Annotated in this window: 13 protein-coding genes; 6 read left to right on the top strand and 7 right to left on the bottom strand. The window is 37.1% G+C overall.

Annotation, left to right across the window (positions count from 1 at the left end; all coding sequences use genetic code 11):
- Positions 1–115: 115 nt before the first annotated feature.
- Positions 116–805: a GOLPH3/VPS74 family protein gene (locus KEM10_RS06135; RefSeq protein ID WP_212214845.1), complete on the bottom strand. Its 690-nt coding sequence runs from the start codon at positions 803–805 to the stop codon at positions 116–118.
- 231 nt (positions 806–1036) lie between these two features.
- On the opposite strand from KEM10_RS06135, the gene KEM10_RS06130 reads away from it, so the two are divergent.
- Both KEM10_RS06130 and KEM10_RS06125 read left to right on the top strand, forming a co-directional pair.
- Positions 1037–2206 (top strand): FMN-binding protein, encoded by a 1170-nt coding sequence (locus KEM10_RS06130; RefSeq protein WP_212214844.1) that lies wholly within the window; start codon positions 1037–1039, stop codon positions 2204–2206.
- Positions 2196–3467, top strand: coding sequence for a flavin reductase (locus tag KEM10_RS06125; protein ID WP_212214843.1), 1272 nt, complete (start codon positions 2196–2198; stop codon positions 3465–3467). Before KEM10_RS06130 ends, KEM10_RS06125 begins: the two co-directional genes overlap by 11 nt.
- An 82-nt stretch (positions 3468–3549) precedes the next feature.
- Here the strand turns inward: KEM10_RS06125 and ygiD are convergent, their stop codons facing one another.
- The 6 genes from ygiD to rimK form a co-directional block, all read right to left on the bottom strand.
- Positions 3550–4440: a 4,5-DOPA-extradiol-dioxygenase gene (gene ygiD, locus KEM10_RS06120; protein WP_212214842.1), complete on the bottom strand. Its 891-nt coding sequence runs from the start codon at positions 4438–4440 to the stop codon at positions 3550–3552.
- Positions 4441–4451: 11 nt separating this feature from the next.
- Complete coding sequence (locus tag KEM10_RS06115; RefSeq protein WP_212214833.1) at positions 4452–4991, bottom strand: YceI family protein; 540 nt, start codon at positions 4989–4991, stop codon at positions 4452–4454.
- A gap of 214 nt (positions 4992–5205) precedes the next feature.
- Positions 5206–6036: a helix-turn-helix domain-containing protein gene (locus KEM10_RS06110; protein ID WP_212214830.1), complete on the bottom strand. Its 831-nt coding sequence runs from the start codon at positions 6034–6036 to the stop codon at positions 5206–5208.
- 48 nt (positions 6037–6084) lie between these two features.
- Complete coding sequence (locus tag KEM10_RS06105; protein ID WP_212214827.1) at positions 6085–7326, bottom strand: radical SAM protein; 1242 nt, start codon at positions 7324–7326, stop codon at positions 6085–6087.
- 252 nt (positions 7327–7578) lie between these two features.
- Entirely contained in the window at positions 7579–9534 is a 1956-nt protein-coding gene (locus KEM10_RS06100; protein ID WP_212214823.1) for a GNAT family N-acetyltransferase, read from the bottom strand.
- A 38-nt stretch (positions 9535–9572) separates the two neighbouring features.
- Positions 9573–10961: a 30S ribosomal protein S6--L-glutamate ligase gene (gene rimK / locus KEM10_RS06095; protein ID WP_212214822.1), complete on the bottom strand. Its 1389-nt coding sequence runs from the start codon at positions 10959–10961 to the stop codon at positions 9573–9575.
- Positions 10962–11193: 232 nt separating this feature from the next.
- Between rimK and KEM10_RS06090 the strand changes: the two genes are divergently transcribed.
- The 4 genes from KEM10_RS06090 (at position 11194) to KEM10_RS06075 (ending at position 15969) form a co-directional block, all read left to right on the top strand.
- Positions 11194–13359 carry a S9 family peptidase gene (locus KEM10_RS06090; protein WP_212214819.1) on the top strand — a complete coding sequence of 722 codons (2166 nt, stop codon included), beginning with the start codon at positions 11194–11196 and terminating at the stop codon, positions 13357–13359.
- 383 nt (positions 13360–13742) lie between these two features.
- Complete coding sequence (locus KEM10_RS06085; protein WP_212214812.1) at positions 13743–15038, top strand: M56 family metallopeptidase; 1296 nt, start codon at positions 13743–13745, stop codon at positions 15036–15038.
- A 59-nt stretch (positions 15039–15097) separates the two neighbouring features.
- Positions 15098–15484 (top strand): BlaI/MecI/CopY family transcriptional regulator, encoded by a 387-nt coding sequence (locus tag KEM10_RS06080; protein ID WP_244825589.1) that lies wholly within the window; start codon positions 15098–15100, stop codon positions 15482–15484.
- 101 nt (positions 15485–15585) lie between these two features.
- Positions 15586–15969, top strand: a complete 384-nt coding sequence (locus tag KEM10_RS06075; protein WP_212214808.1) for a TFIIB-type zinc ribbon-containing protein — start codon at positions 15586–15588, stop codon at positions 15967–15969.

Below are 15969 nucleotides of genomic sequence, written 5' to 3'. Positions count from 1 at the left end.
TTTATTTAAAGCTCACCCACAACGTTTTGATTAATAGGATCATTAAATTCAAATAATATTTCTGACTTTTTTATACTAAAATTCAACAACTTAGACAATAATCCCCCATAAAAAGTTAACTACCAGTTGAAACGTTAGTAGTAACAACAGAAGTAGCTATCATTAATACAACGGCTGCCATTATTGCATCATGAATTTCCTTAACTGTTGAATTAATCATTGCATTGGTTTTTGATTGCTCAACCAGTTTTTTTATTCTTTTTTTAGAAGCTTTAGCCTTTTCTTTTCCGTAAACTTCATTATTGAGGCTACAAACGTCAACCAGACTTATCAACATCAGGTCTTCCATTTCGGGTGTTGCCCTGTTATCAACAATTGCATTTAATTGCCGACGCACTTCGTTTTCGGGCTTTGAGTTAGTGGCAGGATATCTTTTAGATGTAAAAATCCATAATATCTTTTTCTCTTCTTCGCGCAGAATCCTCTTTTTTATCAGACGGGCTGTTAAAACAGCTTTAATATCACTAGCCTTATTTGCCATTTTACTTATCCAATAATCAATTTTACGTATTTTACCCGAATGGCTTATCATATTTAAATAAGGCATTAACAAGTCATCATTAATAAGGGTATTGGAAATGGGTTTTATCTTCTTGTCAGTAAGTTCAATTTTACCAACCATACTTATTTCCAGCAAAATACTACCAGCCAGAGCATATTCGAAGCCGCTTGCCCAAGGATTAAAAACACCCTTTTCATCGTCGAGTGCAAGTAATAAAAGTTTTTCAGTTAGAGTAAGGTTCATTTTTTTATTTGCAAGTTAATTAAATACATAAGGTTTATTGTCAACCAAATTATTTTATGAACAAAAATAACCAGCGGTCGAAGTTATTATCAAGATATAAAAGCTATGCTTGAGTACTAAGCGACACTTAGCTTTGTTTATTCATTTCAATTTTAACTCTGCTTTAACAAGCTTTGTTTTGCACGAAAGATGAGCTACGTGTATTTTTGGATTCCTACAAAATGAACCTATATGCGTAAGCAAATCTCACGAAATAGTATTTATAACTATATTGTTTTTGTACTATTACTAACAGCTGTTGCCATTGCCGGAGGTGCAAAATTCGAATGGCTCAAACCATCCGAAGAGCCTGTTTATGACCTATCCAACATTCAGCAACCGTTTCCTAAAGCTACATCATTCAAAACAAACAGCGATAATAGTCTTTCGGTTCTTGATGCCAGCAATCACCACATTGGTTATGCCTTGATTTCTGATGAACTGGATGCTCGCTCGCAAGGCTATGTAGGCAATATACCTATATTAATTGCCATCAATAATAACAAAAAGGTACTTGGTGTTTATTTACTTAAAAACAACGAGACAGCTGATTACATCGAACATGTGGTTGATAAGCATTTGCTGGAATCGTGGAACGGATCAGATGTAGACACAACGCTGATTTTAACTGAGGTTGATGCCATCACCGGTGCCAGCCGAAGCAGTAATGCTATTATAAGCAATGTTCAAAAAACAGTTAGCAACTATTTGCTACTGGAGAAACAACAAATCAAAATCTCATGGACTTTTGTTCTTCAAACTGTCATGTCCTTATTACTGGTACTACTATCATTAAACATGGTGTTGCGCCGCAAACACAAAAAGATTTATCTCTATTACTTAGTAGCGATTCTGGGTATTATGGGGCTTTGGTTAAAACAAATGCTATCGCTGGAGGTCTTTCACAACTGGCTGAGTCATGGCTTTCCCTGGCAAAGTAATCCTGTTTTAATAGTAATTTTACTTTTATCCATCGCTATGGCTATTGCCGGACACAAAAAATACTATTGTAATTTTCTTTGTCCAATGGGAGCGTTACAGGTATTAAGCACTAAAATTTCGCCTTTCAAAAAGAGAAAATTTCCTGTTAAAATAGGTACTCTTACCATCCGCAACATTTACCTCACCTATATTTGGGTAAGTCTTCTGCTTGGATTCACATTACCATTGTCTAATATGGAACCCTTTATCGCCTTTTCATTTGCGGTTGCCTCCTACTTTATGCTTGGAGCAGGAATATTGATTGTCATCCTTTCGTTATTCTTTAACCGCCCCTGGTGTCAACTATGCCCAACAGGTTGTTTACTCGATTCGGTTCCATCGCTATTCTCAAATGCAAAAATTAAAAACAATGAAAAATAAAGCTTCTCTTTTAAATATTGTGTTAGCTGCTGTTATTGTAGTTCTGGTTTTTCAGTTAAATAATGCAGATCACCAGCAGGTTCAGACCAAACCAACTACAAATTCTTCATCGCAGAGTTTTGTTATTGACAGTGTAAATTCAATTAAAAAATCAGTTGGCCCCAAAGGTTTGATTATGCCCAAGCCAGCTTTAGTAATTGGGTCGTACAGTGATGAAGGAGAACCCGATATTATGACTGCAGCCTGGGCAGGCATTGCCAATTCCGACCCAATAAGTATTGCAGTATCTATTCGCCCGTCGCGCAAAACCTACGAAAATATTATGGCTACCGGAAGTTTTACTATTAATGTACCTTCGGCACGCTATGTGGCAGAAACCGACTATGCAGGAACCTTTTCAGGACATGATGAAAACAAATTTGAGAAACTAAACCTGACTCCGGTAAAAGGTGATTTTGTAAATGCACCTTACATCGAAGAATTCCCTATTGTAATTGAATGCGAAGTAAGTGAGATGATAGATCTCGGATCGCACCGTCAGTTCATTGGCAAAGTGATGGATACAAAGGTTAATCAAAACTTATTGGATAAAGACGGTCATGTTGATATATCGGCATTGCAACCGGTTGCTTATTCCGAAGGTGCCTACTTTGGTTACGGTCAGCATTTAGCTAATGCAGGTGATATCTACAAACAATTTGTGCCCAATGCTACACCTAACTTTCAACCCATTATTCATCCTAATCCAACTTTATCAACCATTTATAATCGAAAAAGTGTGCGTCATTATACCAACCAACCGGTTGCTGAAGAAAAATTAACCGAACTAGTAAAAGCCGGTATGGCGGCTCCAACTGCAGTGAACAAACAACCCTGGGCATTTATGATTGTTACCGATAGAGCTCTGCTGGATCAGTTGGCCGACTCATTACCATATGCTAAAATGCTGAAACAGGCCACCTCTGCCATAGCCGTTTGCGGAGATCGCACCAAAGCCCTGGATGGTGAGCTTCGGGATTATTGGGTGCAGGATTGTTCGGCCGCCACACATAATATTTTATTAGGGGCAGAAAGCATGGGGCTGGGAGCTGTCTGGACAGGTGTGTTTCCAAGAGCTGAAAGAGTTAACACCGTGAAAAACATATTACAATTACCCGAACATATTACACCATTAAATGTAATTGCGGTGGGTTATCCAACCGGCGAAGATCAGCCTAAAGACAAATGGAAGCCCGAAAATGTACATATGAATAAGTGGTAAAAAAATAAGATCCGATCTCAAATTAATGAAATCGGATCTTTGGTGTTCACTCTATATTTGCTAACTCAATTCTTGTCTGGTCTTATTCTTTGTTGATAAAAACGGAAGTCATACTTAATGAGCCTCCCACGGCTTTATCATTAAAGAGAGATAGTTTATCTTTTTCGTCTTTCAAGCCCAATACATATAGTAATGGCAGGTAATGATCGGGTGTTGGAATGGATAATGAAAAAGCTCTTCCTTGTTTTCGATAGTCGATTAATGACTGATGATCACCTTCTAAAATAAAACGATTCATTTTATCCTGAGCTTCCAAGGCCCAGTCGTACCCATACTCCGACAATTCCAGCTTATCCCATGCTACCATTCGCAGGTTATGAATCAGGTTGCCACTCCCCACAATCAATACTCCTCTTTCTCTCAATGCGGCTAACTGCTGACCTAATTCATAATGATATTGTGCTCCTTGTGTGTAATCAAGACTTAATTGAACCACCGGAATATCCGCATCGGGATACATATGACGTATCACACTCCACGCTCCATGATCTAATCCCCATTGATCATTCAATCCTACATCAGCTGTTTTAATCAGTTGTTGTGTTTCTTTTGCTAATTCAGGGCTGCCCGGTGCAGGATACTGCACATCGAACAAAGCCTGCGGGAATCCACCAAAATCGTGAATGGTTGGCGGATGTTCCATAGCGGTTACAAATGTTCCGCGGGTTTCCCAGTGTGCCGAAACGACCAGAATTGCACGAGGCTTCTCAAACTTTCCGGCAACGGCTTTAAACTCTCGCGTAAAAGCATTGTCTTCGATAGCATTCATTGGGCTACCGTGCCCCAGGAAAAGCAGTGGCATGGCCTGCGTACTTTTTCCCGAGTTGGCTAATTGATTTATTGCGTTTAGTTTCATTGTTGCTGCTGTTACTGTAAGGGCTGATACTGTTTTGATAAAATGACGTCGTTTCATAAACGATGGTTTTATTCTGTTTCTTTCACAAACTGTACTTCAGCCTGTATTTTCACTTCTTCGCTCACTAATACGCCACCTGCTTCCAAAGCTGCATTCCAGTTCAATCCCCAGTCCTTACGATTAATTTTTCCTGATAACGAGAATCCGGCCTTTTCATTTCCCCATGGATCTTTACCAATTCCACCGAATTCAACATCAAAAGTTACTTCTTTAATTACATCCTTGATAGTTAACAAACCAGTTAGTTTGTATTCATCATCATCCACTTTATCAAAAGCAGTACCTTCAAACGATAAGGTTGCATATTTTTCCGCATCAAAGAAATCAGCACTTTTCAAGTGATTATCTCGGTCATCATTATTGGTAAAAATTGAACCTGCATTAAGAGTTGCTGTAATCTTTGAAGTTTCGAAATCTTCGCCATCAATTTTAGCAGATACTTCTTTGAATTCGCCTTTTACATTTGAAATCATCATGTGTTTCACTTTAAAAGTTACTTCACTGTGTGTTGGATCTAATACCCATACTGTTTTTCCTGTAGTTTCCATCTTATTATTTTTTTATTATTTGTTTTAATATTTAAGACAGAGAGAATTTTCGTTTTGCCCCCTAATCAATCGGCAAATTGATTAATCAACATTGCATATCACTAAATTCTGACTTCTGTCTAACAACTAATCAAGCATTGATTAATTGTACACTGCAAAATTGCAACAAACAACAAGGCAAGTGGTAATACTATTCGGAAAAGGAGTTGTGATTTTAGGAAATAAGGGTCTTTTTTTCTTTCCTGAACTGTCCGGGAGTCTGTCCCTCACGTCTTTTAAACACATTTGAGAAGTACGATTTCTCGCTGTAGCCCAGTTCAAAACCGATTTCAGCAATGGTTTTATCAGTAGTTAATAAAAGGCTTTTGGCTTCAATCAATTTTCGTGTCTCGATGATTTCAGAAACACTCTGCTGAAGAATATTTTTACAGATGATATTTAAATTGCGACTACTCATAAATAACTTCTCGGCATAAAACTCTACACCTTCAGGTCGACGAAAGTTCTCCTCCAGTGTTTTTAAAAAGTTTTTAAAAGTAGTACTCTGGCTTTTGATGGATTGCACCTCTTCAGGAGCCAGTTTTCTTCGTTCAGCTTCAATCATAGTAAATAAAGCACTGAGCAGATGACGCACTACACTGTAGTCGGGCTCTTCTGCTTTCACTTCATCCAACATCAACTGACACAAAGTGTCAAGGCGCATAAAACAACGATCGGCCGGAAGTGCCATATTAGCATTATCGTGATAGATGGAATACAATTGAAAAGTGGTTTCAGCAATAAACTCACTTCTAAAGCGTATGCCCCAAATCTCACACTCACCATTTTGCAAGCCCGGAACAACCCTATGTACTTTTCCTTTGGCAACAAAACTTATAAAAGGAGCCTCAATCAGCTTAGAATCAAAGTCGATGAAATGTTCAACAGTCCCTTTCACTCCCACTAATAATTCTTCGTAATTGTGCACATGAGCTTCATTCTCTGATGCCGCAATACGAGCCACATCTTCCGGAGCCAGTTTAAATATGTCGAACATCTGTTTCATCTCCCGTAAAGATAAATAAATTATAGATGGGCTGGGAGTTTATAACTTCTAAAACTCCCTCAACCCTTCTTCAATATATTCTTTCTGCCACACTTTAAACAAGAAAGGATCGGATGGAATGACAGCCGTTTTTTCACTAATCATTCTGATAATCATTTCTTTTTCGGCAGGCGAAATTTTCTCCGTAAATAGTAAAGGTTTAGCAATGAAATAAGTTTTATTAGCAATTACCAACGGTTGAGTCTCCAAACCTTCAGGCTGCTTCTCAAATAATTTAACCGAGCGATACTCTATATGATTATCTGAAAGAATGCGAATATATCCGTTTTCAGTTATTTCACTGCTATTTATTTGCAAAGCCTGCGCCAACTGTCGACGATAACCTGCCTTTTGAAAACGATGCTTATAGAAGAAAGAACAATAGTTGATTCCAATATTCAAATCATTTTCTCTGGCATATTGAATAATCTCCAGTGCTGCTAGCTCCGACTCCAATACAATTGGACGTTCTGCTGGAATATAGGTATAATCATGTTTTGAAAGATGTTTTACATTGTGCGGAGTAAGACGCAATTGGTGCAAATTAAGATTAGTTACTCCCACTTCAATCATTTGAGGCAATAACTCTTTCAAACGCTCTTTCTCCTCGGGCACAGCAGGTATTTCGATGCTTATATTAGGAATCAGGCCTTTGGCAAAAGCTATTTTATCCAGCTTAAAACCCGTAGCACCAATGTCAAAACGAATTTCATTTAATCCGGCCTTTGCCAGCAATTCCATCTTTTCTCTGTTGGCCAGAATTCCATTGGTGTAGGCCCAAACGTATAAATCTTTATCACATTTTTTACGAACCTCATTCAAATAAGCCAATGTGCGATCGAAATATAGTAAAGGCTCTCCACCACTAAAACTTACACCTTTAAACTGCAGACGATTGACATAATTGGCAAACTCGGCTGGTGTATTAAAATCAAGTCCTTGTGTTCCGGGTGTTTCATCTTGCTTCTGCGATACCGGACAATAAAAACAAGCGGCATTACACTGGTTGGTAATAAACAGGCAACTCCAGCTGCCTTCACCGCAAATCTGGCAACCTTTAGATATCTGCTTATGATATGGTTTGGTTTGTTTGAACAATGAACTTTTGTTCGATTGATCAATTAATGCACTACGAAGCTCCAGTGATTCAAATGCTTCGTATGGATTCAGCCATTTCAATTCAGGCCAGGCTGAATAATCGCTTTTACACTTGTTTACAAGCGTATTAAGCCAAATATAATATTCTCCCATTAAGGTGGAGTTATTAACCTGAATTTGAAATAAAATTCTAAACTCAGGTTTAAGTAAAACGATAAGATTTATTGATTATAAAAGAAGGTTCCCAAAGGCTTTATAGCTCTGAGAAAATATAAAGGAACATTAGAAGCTGCTCCTTTGTAGTACACATTGACTTACTATTTGGCTTTTTATTCATTATTAAACTAAGCGCGGTAAAAATAGTCAAATACAATCATATTCTGTTATATTATTACCGCTCTACCTCTATTTTCCTCCGAACTCGATGTTCTGTATGTTCTTAGCTACTTCAATTCGGTTGATAAAAGAATCAATAACCTTTTCATACAGGCCATCTTTTAGAATTAAATCTTCGATACCGGCATCAATATTCGGGTTATCGTTCACCTCAACCACATAAACTTTATCACCTACCATTTTCAAATCAACACCATACAAGCCATCCCCAATCAAGGCAGATGCTTTCAATGCCGTTTGAATAACCTTATCAGGTACGTCAGCGATGTTTAAAGTTTCAGAATCACCACTCTGATCCTGTTCATCACTTTGCCAGTTATAAATCTGCCAATGCCCTTTCGTCATATAGTATTTACAGGCAAAGAGAGGTTTATTGTCCAACACTCCAATTCTCCAGTCAAACTCGGAATACAAAAACTGTTGACAAACCACCATATCAGATTTCTTAAAGAGCGATTTCAAGGCTGAAACTGCTTCTTCCTTATTTTCCACTTTGGTTACTCCCAACGAGAAAGCACTGTCGGGCTGTTTTAATACCAAAGGGAAAGTCAGCTTATCCAACATTGAGTTGTCAAACAAGTTCTTGGTAAAAACCAGTGTTTTAGGTGTTAGAATACGATGTCGTCTGAATGTTTCGTTCTGATAAATCTTATTGGAACATTTCAGGATTGACCATGGATCATCCATTACCACCAAACCTTCGGCATATGCCATTCGCGAAATCTCATAGGTATGATCGTTAACATTGGTTGTTTCGCGAATAAACAGTGCATCAAACTCATTAATTCGATCGGTATCTGATTTGGTAATGAATTCAACAAACAAACCTTTTTTATTGGCAATATCCTTGAACTTCCTCAGAGCCTCCGGACAAGAAGGCGGAGTTGCTTCATTGGGATTGGTTAATATGGCCAGATCGTACTTGTAATTCTTTAGCTTTGGTATGCTGTACCTCTTCTTATTAAAATGTCTTCTGGCAAATTCGTATACATTTTCCAAATCATCAGCCGGAAGTTTAGCCAATGTCAGCACCTGTATATCTTTAATCAGCCACTTTTCATGTTTTACAAAAACCACCTTGAATAAAGGCGATTCAAAAAGTTGATACAACTTCAAACAAAGCTTTTTGAATTCTTTATTCTTGGTTTGCCCAAAATACACATTAAGAGAATAAGTGCTGCCATCAATCTTTCTTAAGGCTTTGTTGATATACTCTTCAATATCATAAGTAGCCGTTTGAATCACATTCAAAATCCGAAAATCGCGAATGGTTGTTGTACTTGGCATCACTCTTTGACCACGAGCCGAAGCCAATAGCGAAACATAGTACCCATAACTTTGATACTTATACGAGCTACATAAATTAAACACACGCAAATCAGAATTATTCTGATATTCGGGTTGATTAATGTAATCCTTAACCGTTATTACTTTCGCATTTACATCCGGGAATGGCCAGTTATGAGGCTTATTAATGACAATGATGTTTTTTATGCCCTTTTCGCTACTGGAATCCTCAATATGGTATTCCATCTTAACCGCATGTAAACCTACGCCATAATAATCTTCTTTCTGCTCTTTTGTTACAAAGCCTTTGTTTTCGTACCAGGCAATTAGCTTTGTATTATTGGCATCAGCTTCCAGCGAAATAACATCCATCTGACTTTTTATGGCAAAATCCAGAATGTAATCCATCAAAAAGGCTCCATAGCCCTTTTCCTGAAACTCAGGCAAGATTGCTATGGAATATATTCGAAGAGTATGGCTGTATTTGAACAACACAATGGCACCAACCGGTGTCTTTTTGTGTTTTTGCTCAGCAATTAAAATCTCCTGAAAATCACTATTGATTCCCTTCTTGATATTTCGTCTTGAACTTTGCTGTGCTTCCGAAAAGGCAACCTGCTCTAATTGATCGAGAAAATCGAGATCCCTGTCACTCGCTTTTCTAAGAATCAGGTTCATCTACTTAGATGAAATTAATTATTTTCATTTTCAACAACTTACTTTTTCTTGCGATTACTTTTATGCAAGTCCTTCTCGATAGATTCGATCATCATTCCGGCAATATCCTTGCTTGTAGCTCCTTCAATACCTTCCAATCCTGGTGATGAATTAACTTCTAAAAGCAATGGTCCATTTTCTCCACGAATAATATCAACACCCGCCACTTTCAGGTTCATGGTTTTAGCAGCCAATATGGCTATTTTCCTTTCTTCCGGAGTAATTTTCACCAATTGAGCCGAACCTCCCATATGTATGTTAGCCCTGAACTCACCGGGAGCTGCAATTCGCATGATGCTGGCTACCACTTTTCCATTAATCACAAAACAACGAATATCTTTTCCATTGGCTTCTTTCACAAACTCCTGCACCAAAATATTAGCATGCAAACTCTTGAACGCATTAATCAAACTTTCAGCAGCCTTTTTAGTTTCGGCCAAAACAACTCCTTTACCTTGCGTTCCTTCCAATAATTTCACTATTAATGGAGCTCCACCCACCATCTTAATCAAATCATTAGTATCCAATGGCGAATTAGCAAAACCAGTGGTAGGAATAGGTAAACCATTGTTAATCAATAATTGTAAAGAGTACAATTTATCGCGCGACGAAGCAATGGCAGATGCACTATTTTGGGTATAAACCCCAATAGCCTCGAAGTGACGTGTTAATGCACATCCATAAAAAGTCATGCTGGGGCGGATACGTGGAATAATAGCGTCAAACTGATTTAACAAACGACCACCTCGATAGTGCATTTCCGGATTTTTGCCATCTAACTTGATGTAACAATCCTTTATATTTATAAACTCCATATTATGGCCTCTTTCCTCTCCGGCCTCAATAATACGACGGTTACTATACAGTTCGGGATTACTTGCCAACACACCAATATTTAATCCTGATGGCTTTTTCTTCTGATCCATATAATAACCCACCAGTACATCATCTGTTGGGCTTCCTAATAAACATGATGCTTCCGGGTCAACCAGCATAATACCCGCCATTGCCTGACGACCTAACAGCATTCGATAGCCCATTGAAACCCTGTTGGTAAGAGTTACTTCAATATCCCATGACGAACCGGCAATTGATATGGTTGTTCTAATCACGTAACGTAATTCACCCAATCCACTGGAGCTTTTTATACGTCGTTTATCAATAACCGGAGCCTCGCAATAAACAGTAGTTCGTCCATCGTTTTGCAAAGGATGAACCTCAAAACTCACCCATGGTTCGCCATTTTTCTTAAACGGCATTATATTCACTGCATGTAACGCAGATGTCTTGGCTCCTGAATCAACACGAACGTTGATTGCCGGAATATTCAGTTGTGGTAATGCACACCATTCTTCGCTTCCAACAACAATTTTGCTTTCACTCTTCATTTTTTATTATATCACTAAATAACAAGTTAATACAATCAAAATATTTTACTTTTTTTGTGAGCTAAAGGAAAGAAATAATCTTATAATATTTTTGAATTGTCAAGAAATATTTGAATTTTTTATAATCTAATTAAAAAGTGTTGATTATACTTGTATGGCTATTAACATAAACATCGGTTTTAATGCACCACTTTTAAACCCAATTTGTTTTAACAACCTAAATCTGATCTTAATGAAAACAACTGTATTTATCCTAATTTTAGGGCTATTTCTCAGTGCCTGCAACAACAAAAAACAAAAAGATTTGTATCCTAATCAAATACCTTCGGCACCCATTGCCGAGCAAAAAGACTCAGCCATTACCATCCATGATCATACCAGAATAGATCCTTATTTTTGGATGAGACTGACCGATGAACAAAAAAGTGCCGAAGTAAAAGATGAACAGACCCAAAAGGTATTAAACTATCTTGAAGCAGAGAATAAATACCTCGACACTGTTATGCATAAAACCAGAAGCCTGCAAAAGAACTTATTCGATGAGATTGTTGGTCGCATTAAGCAAGATGATGAATCAGTTCCTTACTATAAAAACGGCTATTGGTATTACAGTAAATATACAGAAGGGCAGGAATATCCGGTTTATTATCGAAAGGAAGAAACACTTGATAACAAAGAAGAGGTATTACTGGATGTTAACCAGCTAGCCAAAGGACATAACTATTATGCGGTCGCATCAATGGAAGTGAGTCCTGATAATAAAATTTTGGCTTTCTCAGAAGATACTTTAAGTCGCAGAATTTACAATTACCGCTTTTTAAACCTGGAAACAGGAAAATTTCTGGATGATCAATTAGAGAATTGTGAACCGGGTGGAGCATGGGCTAACGATAACCAGACTTTCTTTTATACTACCAAAAATGAAGTATCGTTGCTAAGTGAAAAAATATGGCGACATAAATTAAATACTTCTGGTAATGATGTGATGGTGTATCACGAGGAAGATCCTTCGTATTACATTGGCGTATATAAATCAAAATCGGATGATTACATCATCATTTACAATAACAGCACATTAATTTCTGATTATCAAATATTGAAAGCTGACGATCCGGAAGGAGAGTTTAAGCAATTTACACCCAGAAATGGAGCTCATGAATATAGCATTGAGCACTTCCAAGACAAATTTTACATTCTAACCAATAATGATGCGGTTAATTTCCGATTGATGGAGACTCCTGTCAATGCCACTTCAATTGGCAATTGGAAAGAAGTGATTCCGCACCGGAAAGATGTTTTGCTTGATGGCATTGAAGTATTTAAAAACTATTTGGTTTTAAGCGAAAGGTCTAATGCTTTAACCAACCTGCGTGTTATCAACCAGCAAACACACGAAGAGCATTATCTTGATTTTGGTGAACAGGCCTATGTTGCCTATATAAGCACTAATACAGAGTTTGACACAGATATTTTAAGATATGGATACAGCTCATTAACGACACCAGTGTCTACCATCGATTACAATATGACTAGTAAAACCCAAACGGTCAAAAAAGTACAAGAGGTTGTTGGGGGGCACGATCCTGAACAATACAAAACCGAACGTTTATGGGCAACAGCCCGTGATGGGGAAAAAATTCCAATTAGCATTGTTTACAAAAAAGGCTATAAAAAAGATGGCCAAGCTCCTTTATTATTGTATGGGTATGGCTCATACGGTAACACCATCGATCCATGGTTTAGTTCAACACGACTGAGTTTGTTAGACAGAGGATTTGTTTATGCTATTGCACACATCAGAGGAGGTCAATCGATGGGACGTGAATGGTACGACGATGGTAAAATGATGAATAAGATTAACACATTTACTGATTTTATTGATGTCGGACATTTTCTGGTTAAAGAAAACTATACCTCGCCCAAACATATGTATGCCATGGGTGGAAGTGCCGGTGGATTATTAATGGGGGCAATTGTTAATATGGAACCTGAATTATTCAATGGAATTATTGCTGCCGTTCCCTTTGTAGATGTTGTCTCCACCATGTTGGACGAAACAATTCCACTTACCACCAACGAATTTGATGAGTGGGGTAATCCAAAAGACAAAGAGTCGTACGATTATATGTTATCTTATTCACCATACGATAATGTTGAAGCACAAAATTATCCCAATATTCTGGTTACAACAGGTCTTTTTGATTCTCAGGTTCAGTATTGGGAACCGGCCAAATGGGTAGCCAAATTGCGCGCTAACAAAACCGACTCTAAATTGTTATTAATGCATACCAATATGGAAGCCGGCCACGGAGGAGCCTCCGGGCGATTTAAACGATATAAAGAAACGGCCATGGAATATGCATTTTTAATGATGCTGGAAAGCAAAAAAGGGGAATAGATGATAGATTCTTATTGATTACCTCTAACCAGGAGTAGCAATACGAATCACAGGAGCTGAACTATTCAGCTCCTTTTTTATTACACTTCTTTTAATCTGATATACTGAATCTTAATTCCAACCTCATCACAATTCAACTAAATTTATAGTCGAATATTTTTGTTTATTAAATTTAAGCCTTATGTTTGAACTATAAATGCAGTTGAAATACTTTTCCGATTGATATGGGTTATAATCAGAAACTTTTTACACTCATTTATCTAAGCAGCAGAATATCTTGTTCCACAGCGCATCTCGAGTAACGGACATGATTGAAGCTGAATCATGAAAGATATTCTACCTGCTTTAATTTGAATAAGTATTCTTTTTAGAAACTTGGAAGTATGCATTTAGTAATTAATTATTTAGTTGAGTCGTCGTTTTTTTTAGGTATAATGACGGGAATTTATTTCACTTTTTTATCTCGCTTGAACACCTTTAGTTTTAATCGTTTCTTTTTACTGATTAGCCTTCTGTTAGCAACGGTTATTCCATTTATTAACCTTCCGTTTCCACAGTTTTCAGGTAGTGTTTCAGAAGCCAAAACTCTTGGGTTGACTATAGAGGAGATATCAATTTACCCAAAAGAAGCAAAAAACGGTCTTGTTTCATTTATTTCTAACATTTCAGCTTTTCAATGGATTTACTTCATTGGTTTGATTCTTTTATTTGCCCGACTCTTTATGGCTTATTTTAAGCTAAGTATAATTGGCAAACAAAACAGAAACACAAAGCACAACGACATTCGATTAATTGAACTCGATAATCCATATCATGCTTTTTCATTTTTTAAATGGATATTTATCAATCCTGCGCATTATAGCAAGGAAGAACTACAACATGTAATCAACCATGAGAAAGCTCACGCAAATTATCTCCACACCATGGATATTATCATTTTGGAGCTATTTCTCATAACCCAATGGTTTAACCCATTTGCATGGTTAATAAAAAAGGCCTTGAAAGAAACCCATGAATTTCAAGCCGATCAGTCAGTATTAAAGCAAGGCGTTTCATTAGGGCGCTATAAGGCTCTTTTACTGGCTGAAGTTTCGGGCCATAAGTTACTGGCCGTAAATAATTTTAATGAATCATTAACCAAAAAAAGATTTAACATGATGTCGAAGAAAACAACATTAAAAACAAGAATTATATTTCCACTTTTTGCATTTGCAACCTTATTTGCTTCAAGTATCATTTTCTCATGCAATACAGAAGATATTCAGAAGGAAATGGAATCTTCAGAGCCTGAAATACTGGAAAAGAAATCAACCATAATTGATAACGATTCAGAAACAGTTGCTTCATCTGAAAATTTAAAAGGAAGAATTTATTATGTTGTTGAGGGAATGCCCGAGTTCCCGGGTGGAGAAGAGGCTTTGAGAGAATTTATAAGTCAGAATGTAACTTACCCCAAAGAAGCTGAAGAGAAGAAGATTCAAGGCAGAGTTTATATTAAATTTGTCATTTCAGCTGATGGTTATGTTCGTAATGTAGAAGTGGCAAAAGGTGTTGATCCATTATTAGATCAGGAAGCTTTAAGAGTTGTTGAAAGTCTTCCTAAATGGACACCTGGTAAACAAGATGGGGATAATGTTAATGTTACTTTAACTGTTCCAATCAACTTTGTTCTTAATTAAGAAATAAAATATAGCCCCAACCTAAATGGTTGGGGTGATAAAGAAATGACTTTTTATATATGAAACTGAAAGAACTGACCAAAGCCGAAGAGCAAATGATGCATCGTTTTTGGGAAATGGGTCGAACCACTGTGAAAGCCATTGTAGAACAAATGCCCGAACCAAAACCGGCTATTAACACAGTATCTACTATTGTAAGATCGCTGGCCGACAAGAAATATGTTGGATTTAAGCAAGTAGGAAGAGGTTATGAATACTTTCCTATTGTTGAAAAAGCAGTGTACAGAAAGCAATTTATGTCGCGAATGATGTCGACCTATTTTCAGGATTCATTTAAAGATCTGGTTTCATTCTTTGCTAAGGAGAACAAAATTAAACCAGAGGAGCTGGATGAACTTATTCAGGAGGTGAAACAAGATCTAAAAAATGAAAATGAACAATCATAAACTTTAAGAATCACAAGTATACAATTCCAGATAAATTAAAATGAAGATTATAGCTATATTTACCCCTTACTTTTAATACTAACCTCAAAATATAGCTTTACATGTACTGCCCCAGATGCAACTCTCTTCTTGAAGAAAAAACAATTAATGATTTATCAGGATCTATACAAATTGACTCATGCCCATCATGCGGTGGAACCTGGTTCGATAAAGGAGAATTACAGCAAATTGAAAACCTTGTTGAACTATCAATTATAGAAATCAGAAATATTCCTACAAAGAAACAGCAGCTGGAAAAATTAAAATGTCCTAGTTGTAATCTACACCCTACTCTTTCAAAACATCAGCACCAACGAGATAAAAAAGTAGTTTTTGACTATTGTGATGTTTGCCATGGCATTTGGTTAGATAAAGGAGAACTGGAAGCTATTCAGAAAGACAACCTGTTAAAAACAATTGGCACCCTGTTTAAGAAAATGATTTAA

It is taken from the genome of Carboxylicivirga linearis, from assembly GCF_018271995.1.
In the GTDB taxonomy this organism is placed as follows: Bacteria; Bacteroidota; Bacteroidia; order Bacteroidales; family Marinilabiliaceae; genus Carboxylicivirga; species Carboxylicivirga linearis.
Note: the sequence above shows the minus strand (reverse complement) of the source record. Positions and strands in the feature narration are given on the sequence as shown.

What these genes read in the sequence shown, in the direction of transcription:
- KEM10_RS06110 (WP_212214830.1), bottom strand. Translation starts at nt 6,036, where the DNA reads ATGAAACAGATGTTCGACATATTTAAACTGGCTCCGGAAGATGTGGCT.
- KEM10_RS06080 (WP_244825589.1), top strand. Translation starts at nt 15,098, where the DNA reads ATGAAACTGAAAGAACTGACCAAAGCCGAAGAGCAAATGATGCATCGT.
- KEM10_RS06105 (WP_212214827.1), bottom strand. Translation starts at nt 7,326, where the DNA reads ATGGGAGAATATTATATTTGGCTTAATACGCTTGTAAACAAGTGTAAA.
- KEM10_RS06115 (WP_212214833.1), bottom strand. Translation starts at nt 4,991, where the DNA reads ATGGAAACTACAGGAAAAACAGTATGGGTATTAGATCCAACACACAGT.
- KEM10_RS06125 (WP_212214843.1), top strand. Translation starts at nt 2,196, where the DNA reads ATGAAAAATAAAGCTTCTCTTTTAAATATTGTGTTAGCTGCTGTTATT.
- KEM10_RS06100 (WP_212214823.1), bottom strand. Translation starts at nt 9,534, where the DNA reads ATGAACCTGATTCTTAGAAAAGCGAGTGACAGGGATCTCGATTTTCTC.
- ygiD (WP_212214842.1), bottom strand. Translation starts at nt 4,440, where the DNA reads ATGAAACGACGTCATTTTATCAAAACAGTATCAGCCCTTACAGTAACA.
- KEM10_RS06075 (WP_212214808.1), top strand. Translation starts at nt 15,586, where the DNA reads ATGTACTGCCCCAGATGCAACTCTCTTCTTGAAGAAAAAACAATTAAT.
- KEM10_RS06135 (WP_212214845.1), bottom strand. Translation starts at nt 805, where the DNA reads ATGAACCTTACTCTAACTGAAAAACTTTTATTACTTGCACTCGACGAT.
- KEM10_RS06085 (WP_212214812.1), top strand. Translation starts at nt 13,743, where the DNA reads ATGCATTTAGTAATTAATTATTTAGTTGAGTCGTCGTTTTTTTTAGGT.
- KEM10_RS06090 (WP_212214819.1), top strand. Translation starts at nt 11,194, where the DNA reads ATGAAAACAACTGTATTTATCCTAATTTTAGGGCTATTTCTCAGTGCC.
- rimK (WP_212214822.1), bottom strand. Translation starts at nt 10,961, where the DNA reads ATGAAGAGTGAAAGCAAAATTGTTGTTGGAAGCGAAGAATGGTGTGCA.
- KEM10_RS06130 (WP_212214844.1), top strand. Translation starts at nt 1,037, where the DNA reads ATGCGTAAGCAAATCTCACGAAATAGTATTTATAACTATATTGTTTTT.